Below are 21034 nucleotides of genomic sequence, written 5' to 3' on the forward strand. Positions count from 1 at the left end.
TCGACTCTAACCGCATCCGGTGACACCGACCGTGACGCCGTCCGGCCTGTCCCGGCACGTTCGCCCAGGGCGTGCACACCTGGTACGGTGACTCCGGTTCCTCTACAAGTTGTAGAGGTCGGAAGGACCCCCATGACGAAGCGACTCGCCCTCCTCGGTACCGGCACCCTCGGCGTCACCGCCGCGATCGTCCTCGGCACCGCCGCTGCGGCCAGCGCCCACGTCGAGGCCGACGCGACCTCCACCGCGGCGAACTCGTACACCACGGCCACGTTCTCGGTGCCGCACGGCTGCGACGGCTCCCCCACCACGAAGCTCGTTTTCCAGGTGCCCGAGTCCGTCATCGAGGTCACGCCGACGGTCAACCCGAACTGGACCATCACGAAGGCCACCGAGCCGTACACCGCTCCGTCGAGCAGCGCCGCGAGCGACGAGGAGACCGAGGCCGGCGCCGAGCGCGTCACGAGTGTCACCTACACCGCGAAGACCCCGCTCCCCGCCGACGAGCGCGACACCTTCGCACTGTCGTTCTCACTGCCGGACGGCAAGCCCGGCGACCGTGTGTCCTTCCCCGTGGTGCAGACCTGCGAGCGCGGCTCGGTCGACTGGGACCAGGCGCAGGAGTCCGGGAAGGCCGAGCCGGAGCACCCCGCGCCCTCGATCGTGCTGACCGCCGCCACCACCCAGGGCGACGACGACGACGCAACCACCGCCACCGCGAGCGACACCGGCACGACCGCGGCGCAGCCCGACCTCGTCGGTCGCTTCCTCGGGCTCGGCGGCCTGGTCGTCGGCGCCGTCGGACTGGTCGTCGCGGTCGCGGCGACGCGTCGCCGGGACGCATCGAAGTGACCCTCGGATCGCGTCCGACACACGGCAGCCGGTCCGGAACGGCCCGACGTCCGGCCTGGAGGCCCGTGGCCGCGACCGCCGCGACCCTCGCCGTCGCGGGCGGTGCGGTCCTCGGCCTCGCCGCACCCGCCAGCGCGCACAACTACCTGGTGTCCTCGACGCCGAAGGCAGGCGGGACGCTCACCGAGCTCCCCGACCGCTTCGACATCACGACGAACGACCGGTTGCTGGCGATCGGCGGGTCGGACTCCGGCTTCGCCTTCCGCGTGATCGGTCCCGACGGGAGGTACCACGAGGACGGCTGCGTCTCCGTGGACGGCCCGTCGATGACCACGAAGGCCGCCCTCGGGAGCTCCGGCGAGTACGAGGTCGAGTGGCAGATCGTCTCCGCCGACGGCCACACCGTCTCCGACCGCTACGACTTCACGTGGAAGGCGCCGGCCGGTTTCTCGCCCGACCGCGGCTCCGCGACCCCGGCGACGTGCGCGACCGGTGACGGGTCGAGCGCCGCCCCGGGCTCGACGAACGGCAGCGAGGCCGCCGGCGACGACTCGAGTGCGACGGACGCGCTCTTCATCGGTGCCGGCGGGATCGTCCTGGCCGGCGTCGTCGTCGCGGTCCTGCTGCTGCTCCGGCGCCGGCCGGCACCCGCTGCCGACGACCACGACGAGGACTGACCGGGGCCGGACGGCAGCCCGTCACGCGGTCCCGGGGTCGTCGCCCGGCCCGTACTGCGTGGCCACGAGGGTCTGTCGTCGTTCCTCGAGGTCCGAGTCGACCTGGATCGTCCACTCCCCCCGGTGGTCGACGTGCCCGGTGCCGAGCACGGCGTCGGTTTCCTTCCGGCGGACGACGACCGCACTCCCCGGTTCCCCGTGGCCCGTCAGGACCGGCCGCAGGTCGGTGTCGGCACCGTCCTCCGGCGACGCGATGCTCACGGCGGTGAAGACGCCGTCATCGCGCACGAGCCCGCCGTCGACGATGCGGAACCGCTGGACGAGGTCGGTCGAAGTGGGCATCCGCTCGCTGTCCCGCCACGGGAACACCCCGTCGTGCTGCTGGTGCCGGATGACCAGGATCTGCCCCTCCTGCCAGTGCGCGTCGAACCGTTCCGCCAGCGGGTACGCGGTTTCGTCACCCTTGATGGACCAGTCGCCGAGCGACCGTTCGTCGTCGGCCGACCGCAGTTCGATGCCGATGTACTCGCGCCCGGCCCACGAAGAGTGGGCCTGGTAGGTCGTGCGGGGCACGAGCCGGAGCTCGTGGTCCTCGGGCAGGATCGCGAGTCTCGCGACCGGGCGGTCTCGCTGCCCGAGGAGGTCGACGAGGTTCCCTGCCCGGACGCGGACCGTCCGGTCGATCACCTCGCGCGGTCCTCGGGGATCCACCAGCTCCACGAGGACGCTCCCGTCGCCCTGGTCGACCGCGGAGGCCGTGGTCGCGCCGACGGACACGGGCGCGCCGTCGCTGCTGCCGATCCCCTCGACACGGACGTCGGGGACGTGCCGCTGCCCGACGACGACCTCGGGGGCATCGACGATTGCGCCGACCGGGGTGCCCACCTCGGGCAGGATGTGCTCCGGACGGTCCGTCGACGTGTCCACGTTCTCCCAGATCGCCTGCTCGAGGGCAGGATGCTCCGCGAGCTCGGCCGCGGCCTGCTCGCCGATCGGGATGCCCCACTGCTCGAAGAACGGCCGGAGATCGCGATCGGCGAGCCGGCCGGCCACCGTCGCGAAGGTGTCGATCTTCGCCTGGCTCGTGCCGAGGTCGAGCTCCCCGAGTGCGTTCGCCACCCGGAGTTCCTGGTTGAGCCGCGGGTAGAACTGCCCGCCGAAGGCCCTCCGCAGCTGGTCGTACATGAGCGCCCGGACGAACAGGTCCGCACCCGCGTACGTCCGCTCCCCCACCGGCTGCGCGAAGAACGCGTCGACGACGCCGCGCTTGCCGTCGAGACGGTTGCCGGCTCCGATCGCGTGCTGCACCTCGAGGGCGGAGACGTTGACCGAGACCTCTCCCTGACCGCCCCAGGTGTAGGCCGGGGTCTGGTAGGTGTGCCCGACCTCGTGCCAGAACCCCCACTGGTCGGACACCGGCAGTGTGAAGAGGTCCGCGGCGGCGCCGGTGCCGACCTGGAACGTGACGCGCTCCTGCGTGGCGCTGGCGTACCCCGCACCCGTGTCCGGTGACGTGATGTAGATGCGGTGCGGCGCCTTCCGGGCGGTCCCGACGAGGTCGTCGTGCAGGTTGTGCATGCGGTTGGTGAGGGACACGACGTCGTCCCAGGTCTGGAGCCGGGCCGTCATGTCCGACGGGAACGCGCTCGCGGTGCGACGCTGGAAGTCGCCGAACACCCGTCCGCCGACGAGTTCGACCACCGGCGCGTCCGGCATCGTCCGGAGCTGCTCACGGAACTCCTCGTCCGAGGTCTGCCCGAGGACGAACGTCGGGACCACACGCCCGCCGTGGACGCGGACCACCGCACTGCCCGTCGGCGCGGTGCTCACCAGGAAGACCATGCCGTCCCGGTCGGCGGTCCACGACGTCGACGTCCCGCTCGGTGTGGGCACGAGTGCCGACAGCGAGGTCGCCGCAACGCCCTCGTACGCGCCGTAGAGCCCCGTCCGGATGCCGGTCGACGGCGCGTCGGCGGGGACGTCGACGGTCACCCGCTCGCCGGCGCGCACGAACCGCCCGGTGGGCTGGAGGTCGCTGTGCCGCATCGCTCGTCCTTCGCGTGCCTGCTCGGCCGCGGCACTGCCGAGGCCGTGGACGCGGACCGCGGTGGACTCGAGGTCGTCGGAGGGCTCGATCGACGCCGGTCGCGGACCGCTGTCGACGACGGTGAAGCGTCCGTGTGCGAGCACGGCCCCGCCGTTCCCCAGCACACGGACCTCGCCCGGCCGACGCACGCCGTCCTGCCGCTCGACCGTCCGCACCGTGAACCACGGGCGTCTCGAGGGCGCCGACCACGACGCGCCGTCGCCGTGCCAGACCACGGAGCGACCGTCGGGTGCGACGTCGGCACCCGTACCCGACCCGCCGATGCCCGCACCGGTGACCACGGAGCCGACCGGTACGTCGACGCGCAGGTCGCCACGGACGTCCGCCTGCACCTCGACCGGGACCCGCGGGGACTCGGTGCCGGAGGGCAGCGCCGGTACCGTCACGCGGACGTCCCCGGTCAGGTCGACCGGCACCGGACCCGCGGCCAGAACCCGCGTCCCACCGTGTTCGGTGATCCGGCTCGCGCCCGTCGTCGACCCCGACGGTGCGTCCGCGGCGGCGCGGAGTCGGATCTTCGCCGCTCGCCAACCGGACGACCAGGTGGCCTTGTCCGGCCAGGTCACCGAGGAGCCGTCCGCCGCGATCCGCCCACTGAGGGGACGGATGTCCGCCTCGGCGGCGACGATGGCGGTGCCGGGCGGCGCCGTCACGGTCAGGACGCCGATGACCGATCGCTCGGGGACGACCGGGATCCAGTCCGACTCGGTCCCGACGGACAACAGCGTGGACCCGACCGGGATCGCGACGTCGGGCGACGTGACGTCGAGCGGGAGCGCGCCGCTCGCGAGGTCGGGACCACCGGCGGGGTCGGCCACCCGGACCGTGCCGGAGGTCCGCCCGGCCTGCGTCTCGACGTCGACCCGGACGCGCACCTTCGGGACGCGCCAGTCCCCCGACCACGAGTTCTTCCCGGTCCACATAGCCGACCGGCCGTCCGACTCGATCGATCCTCGCAACGGCCGGACGTCGGCGTCCGCCTCGACGATCGTCGTCCCGGGCGGTGCCGTCACGCGGAGCTCGCCGAGCACGAGCGACGACGGCACCAGGCGGATCCAGTCCGACACCGCTCCGGGCCCGACCCGGGCAGGGTCCACGGTGACGTCCACGACGTCCGTCGATCGCTGCTCGGACGACCCGACCGCTACAGCACCGTCGTCAGCAGCGAGGACGCCGGTTGAACCCAGCAGGGAGACCAGCAGCCCGGCGACCGCGAGCCGCGCGACGGTCCGGCGTCGGAACCAGGAGAAGATCTTCAGCATACGGAATATCGTATCCTGAATAGAGAACGACGAAGGCCCCGGACCATCGGGTCCAGGGCCTTCGATCGTGCGGCGCGGTGCTACTTGACGAGCGCCGGAAGGTTCTTGCGGCTCGTGAGGACCTGGTCGATCAGGCCGTACTCCAGAGCCTCCTCGGCGGACATGATCTTGTCGCGCTCGATGTCGTTGTTGACCTGCTCCGGCGTCTTGTTGGAGTGCTTCGACAGCGTCTCCTCGAGCCAGGTGCGCATGCGGAGGATCTCCGCCGCCTGGATCTCGATGTCGGACGCCTGGCCGCCACCCTGCTGCACGGCGGGCTGGTGGATGAGCACGCGGGCGTTCGGCAGCGCGAGACGCTTGCCGGGGGTACCGGCAGCGAGGAGCACCGACGCGGCCGAGGCAGCCTGGCCGAGGCAGACCGTCTGGATCTGCGGGCGGATGTACTGCATCGTGTCGTAGATCGCCGTCATCGCGGTGAACGAGCCACCGGGCGAGTTGATGTACATGACGATGTCGCGGTCCGGGTCCATCGACTCGAGCACGAGCAGCTGGGCCATGACGTCGTCGGCGGACGCGTCGTCCACCTGCACGCCGAGGAACACGATGCGGTCCTCGAAGAGCTTCGCGTACGGGTCCTGCCGCTTGAAGCCGTAGGCCGTGCGCTCCTCGAAGCTGGGGAGGATGTAGCGATCGGACGGAGCCGGGACGTTCTGCGCGCCACCGAGCATGGGGAGGTGCATTCTCGTTTCCTTCTCTTCGGTGGTGGTCAGTTGGACTCGGGCTCGGCCGCCGACGTCGGCGTCTCGCCGTCGCCCACGGTTCCGCCGCCGCCGATGACCTCGATCGACGAGGCACGGAGGTGGTCGACGAAGCCGTACTCGAGGGCCTCCTGCGCCGTGAACCAGTTGTCGCGGTCGTTGTCCTTGAGGACCTGCTCGATCGACTTGCCGGTCTGCTCGGCCGTGAGCTCCGCCATCCGCTGCTTCATGTCGAGGATGACCTTGGCCTGCGTCTGGATGTCGGCAGCGGTACCGCCGAAGCCACCGGACGGCTGGTGCAGGAGCACGCGCGCGTTCGGGGTGATGTAGCGCTTGCCCGGGGTGCCCGACGAGAGCAGGAACTGCCCCATCGAGGCCGCGAGGCCGATGCCCACGGTGACGATGTCGTTCGGCACGAACTGCATCGTGTCGTAGATCGCCATGCCCGCGGTGATCGAACCACCGGGCGAGTTGATGTAGAGGTAGATGTCCTTCTCGGGGTCCTCGGCGGCGAGCATCAGCAGCTTCGCTGCGATCTCGTTCGAGTTGTCGTCGCGGACCTCAGAGCCGAGCCACACGATCCGGTCTCTCAGAAGGCGGTCAAAAACACTGGGGTTCAGTGTCGCTTCGGCCATGGAAAAGCTCCCGTTCAGTTGTCGCTTGATGTCGAACTTATCGGGTGCAACGCACCACATCGCGCCTGTTCGCTCTGGGCGGTCGGATGGTGCCGGGACGACGGACGGGAGGCACGGTGCCAGCTGGCACCGTGCCTCCCGTCCGTCAGCGCGTCGCGTTACTTCGCGTCGGCCTCGGTGGTCTCGTCAGCCGACTCGTCGGCGTCCGACTCCTGCGCCACACCGGCGGTGAAGGCGGAGAGGTCGACGGCGTCGCCGTTGGTGTCCTTGACGGTCACCTTGGCGAGGACGGTCGCGACCGCCTTCGAGCGGGCGACCTCGCCGACCATGCCGGGGATCTGGCCGTTCTGGTCGATGACCTTGATGAACTCGGCCGGCTCCATGCCGTACTGCGCAGCAGCCTGGATGAGGTACTGCGTGAGTTCCTCCTGGGAGACCTGGATCTCCTCCTTCTCGGCGATGGCGTCGAGGAGGATCTGCGAGCGGAAGGCCTTCTCGCTGGACTCGGAGACCTCCTTGCGGTGCTCCTCGTCCTCGAGACGGTTCTCCTGCTCGAGGTGACGGTGCACCTCGTCCTCGATGAGCTGCTCGGAGATCGGGATGTCGACGTCCTCGATGAGCTTCTCGACGAGCTTGTCGCGAGCCGCGGCGCCCTGACCGAAGGTCTTGGACTTCGCGATCTGCTCCTTCAGGTCCGCCTTGAGCTCGTCGATGGTGTCGAACTGGCTGGCGATCTGGGCGAACTCGTCGTCGGCCTCGGGGAGCTCGCGCTCCTTGACGGCGGTGACGGTCACGGCGATCTGCGCGGTCTCGCCCTCGCGGTCGCCACCGACCAGCGTGGACTCGAACGTGGTCGACTCACCGGCGGTGAGCGACTCGAGCGCCTCGTCGATGCCCTCGAGCAGGTCGCCCGAGCCGATCTCGTAGGAGACGCCGGTGGCCGAGTCGACCTCGTCGTCGCCGATGGTGGCGGTCAGGTCGATCTGGGCGAAGTCGCCGGTCTTCGCCGGACGGTCGACCGTGACGAGCGTGCCGAAGCGGGTGCGCAGGTTCTGCAGCTCCTCCTCGATCTCGTCGTCGGAGACGTCCACGGCGTCGACCGTGAGCTCGTACTCGCCGTAGTTCGGCAGGTCGAACTCCGGACGGACGTCCACCTCGAAGGTGAGGACGAGGTCGCCGGAGAAGTCCTTCACGTTCGGGAGCTCGGCGACGTCGGCCTCGGCGCGACCGAGGATGCGCAGCTCCTGCTCCTCCACCGCCTGGCGGTAGAAGGTGTCGATGGCGTCACCGACGGCGTGGTTCAGGACCTCGCCGCGGCCGACGCGCTGGTCGACGATCGCCGGCGGGACCTTGCCCTTGCGGAAGCCGGGGATGTTGATCTGCTCGGCGATGTGCTTGTAGGCGTGGTCGATGCTCGGCTTGAGATCGTCCGGCGTCACGTTCACGGTGAGCTTGACGCGGGTGTCGCTCACCTTGTCGACGGTGCTGGTGGCCAAGGGATGTACTCCTGTTGGTTGACGTTCGAGTGGACCTGGTCGGGGCGACAGGATTTGAACCTGCGACCTCCCGCTCCCAAAGCGGGCGCTCTACCAAGCTGAGCTACGCCCCGTGACTGGGCCAGGGTGGTCGCGCACGCCCGAGGGCACGCACGACCGCGACGAGTCTAGCGGTCCGCCGGTGCCTGGTTCCCGGGAGGCGTGCCGGGGTCGGGCGCGTCGGCCTCCGCACGCCGGCGCAGGCCCTGCCGCCAGCGCACCCCGACGACGACCTGGACCCCGAGCGCGGCGACCATGAGCGCGACACCGAGCACGATCCGCCAGACGTGCAGCAGGGCGTGCAGCGGTTGCACCTGGGGATCACCGAAGGCCTCGGGCCGCAGGGAGAACACCACGGCCGCGAGGGCCAACAGGACGAAGGAGACGACGCGGGAGCGCTTGATGCGGCGTGTGTCCGACCCGTCGGGCTGCGGGAGCACGTTCGATGGCATGGGGGTGGTCGTTCGTCCGCTACGATGGTGGCGCTGCGGACCTGGTGCCGCAGTGCGGGGATGTAGCTCAATGGTAGAGCCCCAGTCTTCCAAACTGGCCACGCGGGTTCGATTCCCGTCATCCCCTCCGTGTTCTCCAGCGCTCCGCGCGGTCGTCCGTTGCTCGTCCCAGAGCCGCGGGGCGACGCGGCGCTCTGAGGGGGTGTTCGCGCGTGCCCTACCCTTGCCACGCCTCCTCCACATCTGGTACTTCAGGTGGTCAGGAGTTGTCGGTCGGAAGGAACGACGTCATGGTCTTCGTGGAGATGCTGGTCGCGGTGATCATCGTGCTCGCCACCGTGCTGCCTGCACAGGGCGTCATCGGGCGGAACGCCTTCGTCGGGATCAGGACCCGCTCGCTCATGCGTGATGACAGAGCGTGGACCCGGGGGCACCGGGCTGCCGTCCTCCCGACGGCCGTCGCTGCTGCCGTCGCCATCGTCGTCGGCGCGGTGTTCGCCGTCACCGGGCTCGAGAACGACACCAGGGCCGTGCTCGTCTGCGCAGCACTGATCATCCTGGGAGCCTCGTGGGCTGCTGCAGCCGCAGCGCGGGCGGTCCGCTGATGCCCGTGGCCGGCGTCAGGGAGCGCTGAACGTCAGGGCCAGGTGGACGGTGACGCCGACCTCGACCCCCGCTCGCCGCCGCTCCGCGGTGCGCAGGGGCACGAGGTAGCCGCCGTCCTTCGGGAACAACGAGGTGGTCCAGCGCACGGTGCCGATCGTCACGCCAGCCGGCACGACGCCCCACCCGTAGGTCAGCTCGGACACCAGCTCGTGCACCAGGTCGACCACGTCGGGCGGGACGACCGCGAAGACGAACGGCGCGGGCCCCCGCCACTCGATGACGTCACCGTCGAACTCGATGTCCACGCGGGCATCGTACGGCTCAGGCGGTCGTCTTCGTCAGCCCGTGCTCCGTCTTCTCCCAGTAGTGCGGCCTGGTGACGAGCTGCCAGAGCCCCTTGTACGCGGCGACCGAGTGCAGGACCCAGTAGAGCGGGTTGAGCAGCGCCCAGCCCATCAGGTCGAAGCGTCCGCGCTTGTACGGCCCCATCATCGTCAGGTAGATCATCGTGGCGTTGCCGAGCAGGAAGTCGAGCACGCAGAGCCAGAGGACCGGGGCGGGGAACATCGGCGCCGTCCAGTCCGCCGGCAGCACCAGGGTCGCGATCGTGACGACGATGCCGGGGAGCATGCCGAGGAACGTCAGTGGCGTGCCGGCGATGAGCAGGGCGAAGGCGGCGGCGCGGCGGAGGCCGATCTCGGCGACGAGCGCCCGTGGGCGCCGGGCGTGCACGAGCGCGGTCTGCATGTACCCCTTGATCCAGCGCGATCGTTGTCGGACGAAGTTCGGGATCGAGGTGTTCGCCTCCTCCATCGTCGTGGAGTTGACGACGGCGACGCGGTACCCGACGGCCGACGCCCGGATGCCGAGGTCGGCGTCCTCGGTCACGTTGTACGGGTCCCATCCGCCGAGCTCGCGGAGCAGGTCGGTGCGGAAGTGGTTCGAGGTGCCGCCGAGCGGGATCGGCAGTTCCCGGGCGTCGAGCCCGGCGAGCATGTAGTCGAACCAGTACGAGTACTCGAGCGTGAACATGCGGGTGAGCGCGTTCTCGTCGGCGTTGAAGTAGCTCAGCGCCGCCTGCACGCACACGGTGTCGTCACCGGACCGGTCGAAGGTCAGGAAGACCTTCTTGAGCTGGTCCGGGTCGGGACGGTCCTCGGCGTCGTAGATGACGACGTACTCCCCCTGCGCGATGGCCAGTCCGACGTTGCAGGCGCGCGGCTTCGTCTGCGGCGACCCCGGCGGCACGATGACGATGCGCATCCACTCGGGCGGCTCGGCGTCGAGCACGGCCTCGCGCGTCTCGTGGTCCTCGGCCTCGACGAGCACGAGGACCTCGAGCCGGTCCTTCGGCCAGTCGAGCACCTCGAGGTTGCGGACGAGGTCGTGCACGATGTTCGCCTCGCGGAACACCGGGACGAGCACGGTGTAGGTCGGCAGGGCGTCGTCGTCGAGGGCCGCGACGTCGTCGGCGGAGACCTGCTCGACGAGGTCGAAGCGCGCGCCGACCATCGACACCCAGAACTTGAAGAGGATGCCGGCGAGGAACCCGAGCGAGAGCACCGCGGTCGCGACGGCGACGGTGCTGCCCGGTGCGACGACGAGGCACACCACGAACAGGAGCAGCGCGACCGCCCCGCCGACCTGCTGCCCGCGTGACAGGACGGTCCTGGCGGAGAGCGCCGGGTTCGTTCGGGCGAGCCCGTGCGCGGCGAGGTCGGCGACCTCCTCCTCGAGTTCGTAGGCGATGCGCTGCCGGACGTCGGCCTCGGACGCGCTGCGCAGCACGACGGGCTCACCGAACTCCTCGGTGAGCGCCACCCGGAGGACGTCCGGGTCGGACCGCCCGCTCGTGAGGACGAGCACGCCCTCCCGGATGCGGGCCGAAGCGACCCAGCCCTCCTCGACGTGACGCTGGACCGAGCACCGGTGCGGCGGCCGCCAGTCGGTCTCGGTACCCCGGTGTCGGGCGGTCCGGACGAGCGGGCCGGGATCGGCAATGTGCGACTCGACCGCGGTCATCCGAGCACCACCGCGACGAGCGCGTGCATCCACTCGACGACGACCTCGCGCTGGAACGCGGCTGCCCAGGCGAGCGGCACCTGCAGGACGGCGAGCACGACGACGAGGGTGCTCGTCACCCGACCCCGCACGGGTGGCAGGATCGCGATCGCGACACTGAGCATCGTGACGAAGACGTTGCCGGCCGCGGCGACGGGGACCAGGCCGATCGCGTACCCGCCGATGATCCCTCCGAACAGCGCGACGACGAGGGCGACCGCTCCCGGACGACCGACGAGGAGCGCGAGCGTCGCGCCCGCGACGACCATCGCGACGAGGAGCAGGCCGTCGGCCGTGGCGAACAGGTGCTGCAGCCCCGCGAGTCGCTGCCCGGACACGTCGATCGTCCCGCGGAGCGCCGCGAACGGGTCGTGGAGCACCATGGTGTCGAGCACCGCGGTGGAGAGCGCCACCGCAACACTGGGGAACACGAGGACCAGGACGTTCGCCCGTCGGATCCCGCGCTGCTCGTGGCGTGCGAGGTCGAGCACCGGCGCGGCGAGCGCGGCGATGGCGAGGTAGACGAACCCCATCGGGTCGACCAACGTGGAGAGCATGAGTGCGAGGCCGGCGCGGAACCCCGCCTGGGTGTCGCCCCACGCGAAGAAGCGCACCATGTCGACGACCGCCAGCGCGAAGAGCGCGATCCCGAGGAACGCCTGCAGGTCGTTCAGCGCGACGAACGCGTACAGCGGGTTCGCGCCGAGCGCGATCGTGAAGGCGACGACCTCCCGCATCCGCAGACCTCGACGGCGCATGTCCTGTGCGAGGAGCTGGAGCAGGACACCGGCGACGACCCCGCCGAGCACCGCGGCGCCCTGGGCGCCGAAGGGCATGAACCGGAGCAGCACCCCCGACAACAGCGGGTAGAGCTGACCGATGGCCTGCACGACGCCGCCGTCGAGCGCGGTCGTCGCGCGGTCGAGCGTCGCCTGGTTGCCGGTCAACCCGAGGAGCGTCGTCGGCGTGGTCTGCGCGGCGATCAGTGCGAGGACGACGTACGGCACGGCGAAAGCGGCGCGGAGCAGCCACCGCACCGCGCGTGGCGGGAGCGGGCGCAGGACCGAGTCGGCGGGCGCGGGCTCGACGGAGGCCGGGAGGGACGACGAGAGCGTGACGGTCATGCCGCTCCTTCCGGCGGAGCACACAGAGGCGTCCCGCACCATCCATTCCACGCCGCGTTGCAGGGATACGACAGCCCACGTACGGGGTACACCCGTGTCCTCCGCGCGACCGACACGGCGGGACGGACGCGCCCCGCGCCTCCCGGCCGGAGCCAGGAGACGCGGGGCGCGGTCGGACGGAACCGACTTCAGTGGTACGTCGCTGCCTGCCCGTAGAGCACCTGCGTCAGCGACGACACGTACGGCGAGACGTCCCCGTCCGGCAGGTTGTACGTCATGAAGACGCCGTACCCGTCGGCCTGCGACCGCTCCGCGAGCGACACCGCCGTCGACTCCGGGGTGTTCTGGACGTCGACCGCCGCCGCGGAGAGCCGGTCCTTGCCGAGGCCCGGGATCGACGGCGCCGAGTACGTGCCGTAGTAGGGGTTCCAGGCGTAGTCGAGCTGCGAGCCGATCGTGCTGCTCGACGACGACAGGGCGTCCGACGCCGGGCCGATGTCGTAGAACGAGATGAGCTTGCCGGGCATGTCCGCGCGCAGGGCGCTGACGAGCCAGCCGATCGACTGCTGGTTCGGTTGCGGGGTGCCGTTCGTGCCGTAGTCGGAGTACTCGTCGTCGAGGTCGACTCCGTCGAGGCCGTACTTCGCGACGGTCGCGGAGACCTGCGCGGCGAAGTCCGCGGCCGCCTGCTGCGTCGGGAAGTTCGCGATCCCGGTGCCCTGGTGGTTGCCGAGGACCGATAGCGACACCTTGATGCCCTTCGCCTGCAGCGGGCGGATCTGCGTGGCGGCGTCGTCGAGGGTGCGCTGCACGTTCTCGTTGGCGTACAGCACGGCGTCGCCGTCCGCGTCGCGGTTGATGTTGGCAGCGAAGATGATCGCCACGTCGAAGGCGTTGGCGCCGTTCGCGAGCTGGTAGCGGCCGACGTTGGCGAGCTGGTCGTTGTTGACCTCGACGTACGCGATGCTCGTCGGGCCGTCCTTGGTGGGGACGGCGTGCGGCCGCTTCCCGTGCCCGACGCCGTGCCCCACGCCGTGGTGCGCGCCGACCCCGTGGGAGAGGCCGGTCGGGGACGGTGCCGCCGACGCTGCGGCCGGCACCATCGGTGCTGCGAGCATCGCGGCGAGCGCCGCCACGATGCCGATCTTCACGGACTGCTTCATGTCACTCCTCGTCGAGCGATGGACCGGTCGACCGGTGTCGACCGGGGGCCGCCGCCGGGGAACCCGAACCCCCGGCGGCGGGGTCTCAGGCGCGCGGGTAGCGGAAGGTCCGCACCTCGTACGCGTCGACCGGGAAGGCCGCGACACCGTCGGTGACCGCGGCGACGCCCGGCAGGGAGTCGTCGACCTCCTCGAGCAGCGTCACCTCGACCGGGTCACCGAAGACGCCGGGCTCGGCCACGGCGATCCCGCCGGTCCCCCGTCGGCCGCTCGGCTCGTACACGCGGACGACCAGGTCGCCGGACCGGTCGTCGGCGAGCTTCACGCTCGACAGCACGACGTCACCGGACACCTGCACGAGCGGGTCGAAGCCGTGTGCGCCGGTCACCGTCCGGGCGCTCGCGTTCATCACGACGCCGGCCGCGGTCGCGCCGAGCTGGTCGGTCCCGACGACGACCCCGTACCGGTGCGTCTGCAGCCCCTGGTCGGTCTCCGGGTCGGGGAACCGCGGAGCCCGCAGCAGCGACAGCCGCACGGTCGTGGTGACGTGCCCGTCCTCGGCGTCACGCGTGGTGTCGAACCCGTGGACCGAGGAGTTGACGAGGGCGACGCCGAACCCGGGCTCCTCGACGAGCACGTAGCGGTGCATCGAGGTCTCGAACTTCGCGGCCTCCCACGAGGTGTTCGTGTGCGTCACCCGCTTCTGTGCGCCGAACTGCGTCTCGGCGATGGTGTGCTCGGCACGGACGTCGAGCGGGAACGCGACCTTGAGGAACTTCTCCGTCTCGTGCCAGTCGGTGGTCTGGTCGAACTCGAGCGTGCGAGAGCCGGGCGCGAGCACGATCTCCTGCGTGACCGTGGAGTCCCCGAACGAGCGCGACACGACGATGCGTGCGACCCCGGCCGCGTCCACCGACGCCTCCAGCGAGTCGACGGCGACCAGGTCCTCGACGCGGTTCCGGTAGTACCGGTCGACGTCCCACGCGTCCCACATGTTCGGGAAGTCCTGGTGCAGCTGCAGCAGGTTCGCGGCCCGGCCGGGGGCGATTGCGTCGCGCCCGGTGGTCAGGTCGACGGCGCTCGTCACGAGCCCCTCGGCGGTGACGACGACCCGGACCAGGTCGTTGGTGAGCACGAACCCGCCGTCCTGCTCGTCCAGGGACACCGCGGTCACCTCCGGCACGTCGGTTGCCGGGACCGCACCCTGCGCGGGAGCACCGGCCTGGAGGAACGGGGCCGGGTTGACGACGACGGTCTCCGTCCCGGGACCGGCGAGTGCCGACAGCGCGTCCTCGATGATCGCGGTCAGCGCTGCGGCCGTCTCGGCGTACTTCGCCACCGCCTCGCGGTGCACCCAGGCGATCGAGGTACCGGGCAGGATGTCGTGGAACTGCTGCAGGAGGACCTGCTGCCAGAGCGCGTCGAGTTCGTCGTACGGGTACACGAACCCGGTGCGGGCCGCGGCGGTCGTGGCCCAGAGCTCGGCCTCGATGAGCAGCTGCTCGCACCGGCGGTTGCCCTGCTTCGTCTGGTGCTGGCTCGTGAGGGTCGCGCGGTGCAGCTCGAGGTACAGCTCGCCGACCCACACGGGCGGGTGCTCGAGCTCGGACCGCGCCCGGTCGAAGAACGCGTCGGGGTGCTCCCACCGGACCTTCGCGCTCCCCTCGAGGTCGGCCAGCCGCGCGGCGGTGCCGGTCATCTCGCGGGTCGTGCCACCACCGCCGTCGCCCCAGCCGACCGGTGCGATCGACCCGGTGGCGAGCCGGTTCTCACGGAACTGTCGGGAGGCCTTCGCCACCTCCTCCCCGCTGAGCCGCGAGTTGTAGGTGTCCATCGACGGGAAGTGCGAGAACACCCGCGAGCCGTCGATGCCCTCCCACAGGAACGTGTGGTGCGGGAACTTGTTGACCTGGTTCCACGAGATCTTCTGCGTGAAGAACCACTCGAACCCCGCGCGGCGCATGAGCTGCGGCAGGGCCGGCGAGTACCCGAAGCTGTCCGGCAGCCAGACGCCCTTCGGTCGGATGCCGAACTCCCGCTCGAAGAACCGCTGTCCCTGCGAGAACTGCCGGACGATGCTCTCGCCCGTCGGCATCACGGTGTCGGACTCGACCCACATGCCGCCGAGGGGCAGGAACCGGCCGGCTGCCACGGCGTCCTTGACCCTCGCGTAGACCTCGGGGCGGTGCTCCTTGATCCAGGCGTACTGCTGCGCGCTCGACATGCCGTAGAGGAAGTCGTCGGTCTGGTCGATGAGCTCGGTCATCGTCGAGGTGGTGCGGGCGACCTTGCGGATCGTCTCGCGGACGGGCCAGAGCCACGCGGAGTCGATGTGCGCGTGCCCGATCGCCGAGATCGTGTGCGCCGATGCCTCCGCCGGCGCGGCGAGCACGTCGACGAGTGCCGCACGGGCGTCCGGGGCGGTCGCCGCGATGTGCTGCAGGTCGAGCCGGTCGAGGGCGTCGTCGAGCGCCTGCAGGATCCGCATCCGCCGCGGCCCGTCGGGCAGCTGCGCCTGGAGTTCGAGGAGCACCTCGAGGTCGAGGGACAGCTCGTGCACCTCGGACGCGAACACGGCGAGGTCCATCCGGCGGCTCGTGTACAGGCGCTTCGACGACGACGTCTGCACGTCGCCCTCCTGCGTCGGCAGGAAGGGGTGGTAGTCGAGCAGGACGGGGTTCGACGCCGCCTCGACGAACAGCTCGACCGACTCGCCGCCCTCGGCCCGTTCCGTCACGAGCACCCACTGGTTCCGCGGGTTGATCGACTTCACGGGCGTGCCGTCGGCCCGGTACACGAGCCCCTCGCACTGGAACCCGGGCATGTTCTTGTCGAAGCCGAGGTCGATCACCGCCTCCACCCGCTGTCCGGCGTACTCGGCGGGCACGGTGCCGGTCAGCCGGAACCACGTCGTGCCCCAGGCCGCTCCCCACGGGGTCCCGACCTCGTACGGCTCGAAGGCGAGCTCCAGACCGGAGGCGGGGGCGATCGGCTCCCCGGGCAGTTCGTGCCAGGCGGTGTCGAGCGGGGTCGCGACGGCGTGCACCGCGGGCAGGATCCGCTCGTCGAGGACCCGTCGGGCGCGTCCGGTGGTGAGGGGGATGTCGTCGTGCATGGGGTCCTTCCATCAAGGAACGGGAGCAGCGGATGGTCGTCGGGGCGTCAGGGCGTCGGGTCGTCAGGGCAAGGTGGCGGGGTGCGCGACCACGAGCGGTGAGCCGGTCGTGTCGTCCGGCACGTCCACGATGCTCGTGATGCCCCGGGCCGCGGTCAGGGCGGTGTCGCCGAGGCGGGAGCGGAGCAGCACCTGCGGACCACGGCCGTCCGGCGCGGACTCGGCGCAGTCCAGCCACGCGGCGGCGAACCGACCGCCCGGGGCGCAGTCCGCGCGGGAGTCGGAGCGCGGTGACCCGTCGGGCCGGACGTCGTCGAGGACGATCGCGGTCGACGGTGGGACCGCCGTCGACGTCGCACCGGAGCGGGCGAGCGCGGCGAAGGCCTCCCCCGCGGGCTTCAGCCGGCCGTCGTTCGTGAACAGGCCGAGGTCGTACTCGAGCTCCGGGAAGTCGGCGAGCGACCGGGAGACGTCGTGCGAGCACCACCAGGTGACTCCGAGCACGTCCTGCGCGCCGAGGACGTGCCGGATCGTCCGCTCGGTGAAGGCCGCGGCGTCGCCGGGGTCGACGACGTTCGTCGGGGCGCCGACCTCCTGCAGCCAGTTCGGCCGCCCGGGCTCGCGGTTCCAGGCCGCCGCGAGCTGGAGGAGGTACTCGCCGTGCCGCACCGACCCCGCCCCGAGTGCGCCGTGCAGTGCCGCCGAGCCGTTGAACACCCACGAGTGCGTGACCGTCGCGTCGCCGTGGTCCGCCGCGTGCTCCGGGCCGAAGGGCTGCGCGTCGTCGTACCAGGCCGCGTCGTACTGGGCGACGGTGACCAGCGGGGTCGGACGCGACCCGGAGGCGGTGGCGACCGTCGGGGCGGACGTGTCACGGGCCTCCCGGCCGGCCGACGTGGCCGACGCCAGCCCGCGTCGCGCCGCCGCGACCATCGCCGCCGCCCACGTGTGCCCCTGCTCCGCCGTGGTGGCGTGCGGTGCGGGGTGCGGGGCGTGGGCGAACTGGTTGACCTCGTTGCCGATCGAGATGCCGAGCAGGTTGGGCCGGTCGCCGACCGCTGCGGCGAGCGCCTCGACGTACGCCGCGGTCGACGCGACCACGTCCGGGTCGGTGAACAGGTTCCGGCGGTGCCAGCTCTCGAGCCACGACGGCAGGAAGTCGAAGCTCGACAGGTGCCCCTGCAGCGCGTCGACGTTCACGTCGAGGCCGAACGACCCGGCGATGTCGACGACGGTGGCGACGTCCGCCAGCGCCCGCTGCCGGATGAGCGTCCGGTTCGGCTGCACGACGGGCCAGAGCGGGAAGATGCGCACGTGGTCGGCGCCGAGGGATGCGATCTGCTCGAGGTCCCGCGCGGTGTCCGACGCCGAGAAGTCGAGCCACGAGTGGAACCAGCCGACCGACGGGGTGTGGTTGACGCCGAAGCGCATCAGCCCTTCACCCCGCCCTCTTCGACGCCCTTGAAGAAGAAGCGCTGCAGGACGGCGAAGATCACGGCGATGGGGATGAACGCGATCATGGTGCCCGCCGCGATCATGCGCTGGTCGGTGGCGAACGTGCCCTGCAGGTACTGCAGCCCGACGGTCAGGGTCAGGTTCTCGGGCGACTGCAGCACGATGAGCGGCCAGAGGAAGTCGTCCCACGCGCCGATGAACGAGAAGATCGCGATCACGGCGATGGTCCCCTGCACGGCGGGCAGCGAGATGTACCGGAGGCGCTGCATCGCGTTCGCCCCGTCCATCACCGCCGCCTGGTCGATCTCCTCGGGGATCTGCCGGAACGCGTTGAACATCAGCAGCACGTTCAGCGCGGCGATCATGCCGGGCAGGGCGACGCCGACCAGGTTGTCGGCGAGACCGAGGTCCTTCACGGTGACGAACTGGCTGATGATCGTCGCCTCGCCCGGCAGCACCAGGGTCGCCAGGAACAGGCCGAGCACGAGCTTCCGGAAGCGCCACTGCAGGCGTGCGAGGGCGAACCCGGCGAGAGTGGCGAACACGATGTTGCCGAACACGTCGATCGCCGCCACGAGCAGCGAGTTGCCGATGTACCGGAAGACCGGGATCGCCGCCGCCACCTTGAGGTAGTTGTCGAACGTCGGCTCGCTCGGGATGAACGACGGGTTCGCGGTGTAGATGTCCTCGCCCGCGCCCTTCAACGAGGTGGAGAGCTGCCAGAGGAACGGGCCGATCGTGATGAAGAGGACCACGATCAGCAGGACGTAGCGGACGACCTTCTCGCGGGTGGACATGACGCCCCAGACCTGGCGGCGTCGGCGGCGGCCGTCTCGTCCGTCTCGTCCGTCTCGTCCGTCCGTCCGGGAGGCCCGGCCCGCGCCCGTCCCGCCGGTCACGTCCGGTGCGGGTGCGGCGGCGCCGGCGGCGCCCCCGATCACGGGTTCCGTGGTGCTGGTCGTGTTCGTCACTTGTCCGCCTTGCTGTTCATGCGCGCGAGGGCGAGCATCGGCACGAGCGTCACCACGAAGAGCAGCAGGCTGAGCGCGGACGCGTAGCCGAGGTTGCCGGTGAAGCCGCGGGCGTACTGCTGGATGAGCATGACGAGCGAGTTGTCCTGCCCGCCGGGTCCGCCGGTGCCGTTGGTGAGGATGTAGAGCTCGCTGAACACCCGGAGCGCGCTGACGCACACCAGGATGCCGACGAGCGTCATGGTGCCGCGGACGCCGGGCATCGTCACGGACCAGAAGCGGCGGACCGCCCCGGCGCCGTCGAGGGCGGCGGCCTCGTGCAGGTCCTTGCCGACGTTCCCGAGCGCCGCGAGGAAGATGATCATGTAGTAGCCGAGGCCCTTCCAGACCGTCAGGCTGATCGCGCTGATGAGCAGCAGCCACCGGTCGGTCAGGAACGGGATGCCCGCCCCACCGAGTGCCTTCACGATCTCGTTGACCACACCGCGGTCGTCGAGGATCCACGTCCAGATGAGCCCCACCACGACGGCCGAGGCGATCACGGGCGTGTAGTACGCCGTGCGGAAGAACGCGATCCCGGGGAGCTTCTGCTGCACGAGCACCGCGATGAGCAGCGGCAGGACGGTGAGCAGCGGCAGGCAGATCGCCATGTAGATGACGCTGTTGAGCAGCGCCTCCCACACCTGCGGGTCGGCGAGCAGGGTCTGGAAGTTGCGGACGCCCACCCACTGACTCACGCCCCCGAGCGGGCTGGCGTTCGTGAACGACAACCGGACGGTGTTGATCGACGGCCAGAGGCTGAACGCGAGGAGCCAGACGAGTGCCGGCAGGACGAGCAGCCAGGGCGTGAACCAGCGGTTGGCGCGCATCAGCCGTTGGCCAGCAGGCTGTTCATCTTGTCCTGCGCGGTCTGCAGGGCCTTCTCCGGCGAGACCTGACCCTTCATGGCGAGGGCGATCTGCTGGTCGAGGAAGTCCGTCATCGCGGAGTTCGCCTCGACCGGGTTGAGGACCTTCGCCTCCTTGAGCGCCTCGTTCGCGAGCACGCGGGCCTTGCCGTTCACGGTGCCGTCGTCCTTCGAGAAGTACGGGTCGGACTGCGACGAGGTGGTCGACGGGAAGATGTTCACCTGGTGGGCGAACGCCTCCTGGTTCTTCGCGTTCGTCATGTACTGCGCGAACGCCTCGGCGGTGGCGAGGTGCTTCGACTTGCTCGACACCGACAGACCCTGCACGTAGAGCGGCGGGGTGTCGAGCGCGGGGCTGACGGTGACGTTGCCCTTGAGCGACGGGTTGCTCTTCTCCATGTCGGCCAGCGCGGTCGCACCACCGGTGGTCCAGGCGACCTTGCCCTGCGTGAAGAGCGTCGAGTTGCCGAGGTAGTCGCTGTTGAGGACGTTGGACGGCATGTAGCCGTCCTGGTACGCCGTCTTGTAGCGGTCGATCAGGTCGGCGGCCTTCGACGAGTCGGCGAACGTGAACTTCGTGCCGTCCCCGTTGACCACCTTCACGCCGGCGAGCGTGAAGTCGCCGAGGCCGGGCTTCCGGCTCATCAGGTAGTCGTCCGGGCACCGCTCGTGCATCGTCTTCGCCTGGGTGAACAGGTCGTCGGTCGTCTTCGGCGGGTTGTCCGCGTCGAGCCCGCACTCGGCGAACATCGACGAGTTCCAGTAGTCGACGTCGGTGTTGAGGTACCAGGGGTAGCCGTAGGTGCCGTCGAGGCCCTTGTACTCGTAGGAGTCCAACGCGCCCTGCACGTAGGTGCTGCTCAGCTTGCTGTCGTCCTTCGAGACGTCCTGCAGGAACCCGCGCTTCGCGAGCGGCAGCGCGATGTCCGGGGGCAGGTTGATGACGTCCGGCAGCGAGTTCGACGAGGCCTGGCTGAGCACCTTGTCGGCGTAGCCGTCGCCCGGCTGGTCCTGCAGCTTGACCTTCGCACCCGGGTGTTCCTGCTCGAAGCCGTCGATGACGCCCTGCAGGTAGTCCGTGTAGGTCGGCGTGAGTGCCCAGGTCTGCAGCGTGATCGAGCCGTCGACCCCGCCGCTGCCCCCGCCGCTGGCGCCGCTGCTGCCGCTCGAGCAGCCGGTCAGGACGAGCGCGGTTGCGGCTGCGGTCGCGAGCAGCGCTGCCGCGCGGCCCCTCGTCACTCTCGATGTGGTCCTCATGGCGTTGTGACTCCTTCGTCATCCTGCTCAAGCGGTTCAGTGCTGATCTCCCGAACCGGTGTCTGCCTGCCACTGTGCGCGACTAAAGCGCTATAGT

The 21034-nt window shown here is 70.4% G+C and carries 17 protein-coding genes and 2 tRNA genes; 4 read left to right on the forward strand and 15 right to left on the reverse strand.

Annotated features, from left to right (window positions below):
- Nucleotides 1-132: 132 nt before the first annotated feature.
- Together Cus16_RS04725 and Cus16_RS16570 are read left to right on the forward strand one after the other, a co-directional pair.
- Nucleotides 133-852, forward strand: coding sequence for a YcnI family protein (locus Cus16_RS04725; protein ID WP_069711510.1), 720 nt, complete (start codon nucleotides 133-135; stop codon nucleotides 850-852).
- Nucleotides 853-917: 65 nt separating this feature from the next.
- The gene (locus tag Cus16_RS16570; RefSeq protein ID WP_069711511.1) at nucleotides 918-1529 is read left to right on the forward strand and encodes a copper resistance protein CopC; all 612 of its coding nucleotides are present in this window, start codon (nucleotides 918-920) and stop codon (nucleotides 1527-1529) included.
- 21 nt (nucleotides 1530-1550) lie between these two features.
- On the opposite strand, the gene Cus16_RS04735 is transcribed toward Cus16_RS16570, so the two are convergent.
- The 6 genes from Cus16_RS04735 to Cus16_RS16575 form a co-directional block, all read right to left on the reverse strand.
- Nucleotides 1551-4898 carry a M60 family metallopeptidase gene (locus Cus16_RS04735; protein WP_069711512.1) on the reverse strand — a complete coding sequence of 1116 codons (3348 nt, stop codon included), beginning with the start codon at nucleotides 4896-4898 and terminating at the stop codon, nucleotides 1551-1553.
- An 80-nt stretch (nucleotides 4899-4978) separates the two neighbouring features.
- Entirely contained in the window at nucleotides 4979-5638 is a 660-nt protein-coding gene (locus Cus16_RS04740) for an ATP-dependent Clp protease proteolytic subunit (protein ID WP_069711513.1), read from the reverse strand.
- 26 nt (nucleotides 5639-5664) lie between these two features.
- Nucleotides 5665-6291, reverse strand: coding sequence for an ATP-dependent Clp protease proteolytic subunit (locus Cus16_RS04745; RefSeq protein ID WP_069711514.1), 627 nt, complete (start codon nucleotides 6289-6291; stop codon nucleotides 5665-5667).
- A 158-nt stretch (nucleotides 6292-6449) separates the two neighbouring features.
- The gene (gene tig, locus Cus16_RS04750; RefSeq protein ID WP_069711515.1) at nucleotides 6450-7787 is read right to left on the reverse strand and encodes a trigger factor; all 1338 of its coding nucleotides are present in this window, start codon (nucleotides 7785-7787) and stop codon (nucleotides 6450-6452) included.
- Nucleotides 7788-7823: 36 nt separating this feature from the next.
- Nucleotides 7824-7900: transfer RNA gene (locus Cus16_RS04755), tRNA-Pro, on the reverse strand.
- 54 nt (nucleotides 7901-7954) lie between these two features.
- Nucleotides 7955-8278, reverse strand: coding sequence for a hypothetical protein (locus Cus16_RS16575; protein ID WP_069711516.1), 324 nt, complete (start codon nucleotides 8276-8278; stop codon nucleotides 7955-7957).
- Between the two features lie 56 nt (nucleotides 8279-8334).
- Between Cus16_RS16575 and Cus16_RS04765 the strand changes: the two genes are divergently transcribed.
- Together Cus16_RS04765 and Cus16_RS04770 are read left to right on the forward strand one after the other, a co-directional pair.
- Nucleotides 8335-8405: transfer RNA gene (locus Cus16_RS04765), tRNA-Gly, on the forward strand.
- A gap of 163 nt (nucleotides 8406-8568) precedes the next feature.
- Nucleotides 8569-8883 (forward strand): SdpI family protein, encoded by a 315-nt coding sequence (locus Cus16_RS04770; protein ID WP_069711517.1) that lies wholly within the window; start codon nucleotides 8569-8571, stop codon nucleotides 8881-8883.
- 15 nt (nucleotides 8884-8898) lie between these two features.
- Here the strand turns inward: Cus16_RS04770 and Cus16_RS04775 are convergent, their stop codons facing one another.
- From Cus16_RS04775 to Cus16_RS04815, 9 genes are all read right to left on the reverse strand, one after another.
- Nucleotides 8899-9189 (reverse strand): DUF1905 domain-containing protein, encoded by a 291-nt coding sequence (locus Cus16_RS04775; protein WP_069711518.1) that lies wholly within the window; start codon nucleotides 9187-9189, stop codon nucleotides 8899-8901.
- A 16-nt stretch (nucleotides 9190-9205) separates the two neighbouring features.
- Complete coding sequence (locus Cus16_RS04780; RefSeq protein WP_069711519.1) at nucleotides 9206-10906, reverse strand: glycosyltransferase; 1701 nt, start codon at nucleotides 10904-10906, stop codon at nucleotides 9206-9208.
- Nucleotides 10903-12069, reverse strand: a complete 1167-nt coding sequence (locus tag Cus16_RS04785; protein WP_069711520.1) for a hypothetical protein — start codon at nucleotides 12067-12069, stop codon at nucleotides 10903-10905. Before Cus16_RS04785 ends, Cus16_RS04780 begins: the two co-directional genes overlap by 4 nt.
- A gap of 188 nt (nucleotides 12070-12257) precedes the next feature.
- Complete coding sequence (locus tag Cus16_RS04790) at nucleotides 12258-13232, reverse strand: endo-beta-N-acetylglucosaminidase H (protein ID WP_083263713.1); 975 nt, start codon at nucleotides 13230-13232, stop codon at nucleotides 12258-12260.
- Between the two features lie 85 nt (nucleotides 13233-13317).
- Entirely contained in the window at nucleotides 13318-16347 is a 3030-nt protein-coding gene (locus Cus16_RS04795) for an alpha-mannosidase (RefSeq protein WP_069711521.1), read from the reverse strand.
- 63 nt (nucleotides 16348-16410) lie between these two features.
- Nucleotides 16411-17778 carry a glycoside hydrolase 5 family protein gene (locus tag Cus16_RS04800; RefSeq protein WP_069711522.1) on the reverse strand — a complete coding sequence of 456 codons (1368 nt, stop codon included), beginning with the start codon at nucleotides 17776-17778 and terminating at the stop codon, nucleotides 16411-16413.
- Nucleotides 17778-18773: a carbohydrate ABC transporter permease gene (locus tag Cus16_RS04805; RefSeq protein WP_223246527.1), complete on the reverse strand. Its 996-nt coding sequence runs from the start codon at nucleotides 18771-18773 to the stop codon at nucleotides 17778-17780. Before Cus16_RS04805 ends, Cus16_RS04800 begins: the two co-directional genes overlap by 1 nt.
- A complete protein-coding gene (locus Cus16_RS04810) occupies nucleotides 18770-19642 on the reverse strand; it encodes a carbohydrate ABC transporter permease (protein ID WP_069711523.1) in 873 nt (290 codons plus the stop codon). The genes Cus16_RS04805 and Cus16_RS04810 overlap by 4 nt, the downstream gene beginning before the upstream one ends.
- Nucleotides 19642-20937 carry an ABC transporter substrate-binding protein gene (locus Cus16_RS04815; protein ID WP_069711524.1) on the reverse strand — a complete coding sequence of 432 codons (1296 nt, stop codon included), beginning with the start codon at nucleotides 20935-20937 and terminating at the stop codon, nucleotides 19642-19644. The genes Cus16_RS04810 and Cus16_RS04815 overlap by 1 nt, the downstream gene beginning before the upstream one ends.
- Between the last annotated feature and the right edge of the window lie 97 nt (nucleotides 20938-21034).

Source organism: Curtobacterium sp. ER1/6 (genome assembly GCF_001742745.1).
GTDB lineage: Bacteria > Actinomycetota > Actinomycetes > Actinomycetales > Microbacteriaceae > Curtobacterium > Curtobacterium citri.

What these genes read in the sequence shown, in the direction of transcription:
- Cus16_RS04795 (WP_069711521.1), bottom strand. Translation starts at nt 16,347, where the DNA reads ATGCACGACGACATCCCCCTCACCACCGGACGCGCCCGACGGGTCCTC.
- Cus16_RS04780 (WP_069711519.1), bottom strand. Translation starts at nt 10,906, where the DNA reads ATGACCGCGGTCGAGTCGCACATTGCCGATCCCGGCCCGCTCGTCCGG.
- Cus16_RS04800 (WP_069711522.1), bottom strand. Translation starts at nt 17,778, where the DNA reads ATGCGCTTCGGCGTCAACCACACCCCGTCGGTCGGCTGGTTCCACTCG.
- Cus16_RS04735 (WP_069711512.1), bottom strand. Translation starts at nt 4,898, where the DNA reads ATGCTGAAGATCTTCTCCTGGTTCCGACGCCGGACCGTCGCGCGGCTC.
- Cus16_RS04725 (WP_069711510.1), top strand. Translation starts at nt 133, where the DNA reads ATGACGAAGCGACTCGCCCTCCTCGGTACCGGCACCCTCGGCGTCACC.
- Cus16_RS04785 (WP_069711520.1), bottom strand. Translation starts at nt 12,069, where the DNA reads ATGACCGTCACGCTCTCGTCGTCCCTCCCGGCCTCCGTCGAGCCCGCG.
- Cus16_RS16575 (WP_069711516.1), bottom strand. Translation starts at nt 8,278, where the DNA reads ATGCCATCGAACGTGCTCCCGCAGCCCGACGGGTCGGACACACGCCGC.
- Cus16_RS04745 (WP_069711514.1), bottom strand. Translation starts at nt 6,291, where the DNA reads ATGGCCGAAGCGACACTGAACCCCAGTGTTTTTGACCGCCTTCTGAGA.
- Cus16_RS04810 (WP_069711523.1), bottom strand. Translation starts at nt 19,642, where the DNA reads ATGCGCGCCAACCGCTGGTTCACGCCCTGGCTGCTCGTCCTGCCGGCA.
- Cus16_RS04770 (WP_069711517.1), top strand. Translation starts at nt 8,569, where the DNA reads ATGGTCTTCGTGGAGATGCTGGTCGCGGTGATCATCGTGCTCGCCACC.
- Cus16_RS04815 (WP_069711524.1), bottom strand. Translation starts at nt 20,937, where the DNA reads ATGAGGACCACATCGAGAGTGACGAGGGGCCGCGCGGCAGCGCTGCTC.
- Cus16_RS04740 (WP_069711513.1), bottom strand. Translation starts at nt 5,638, where the DNA reads ATGCACCTCCCCATGCTCGGTGGCGCGCAGAACGTCCCGGCTCCGTCC.
- Cus16_RS04790 (WP_083263713.1), bottom strand. Translation starts at nt 13,232, where the DNA reads ATGAAGCAGTCCGTGAAGATCGGCATCGTGGCGGCGCTCGCCGCGATG.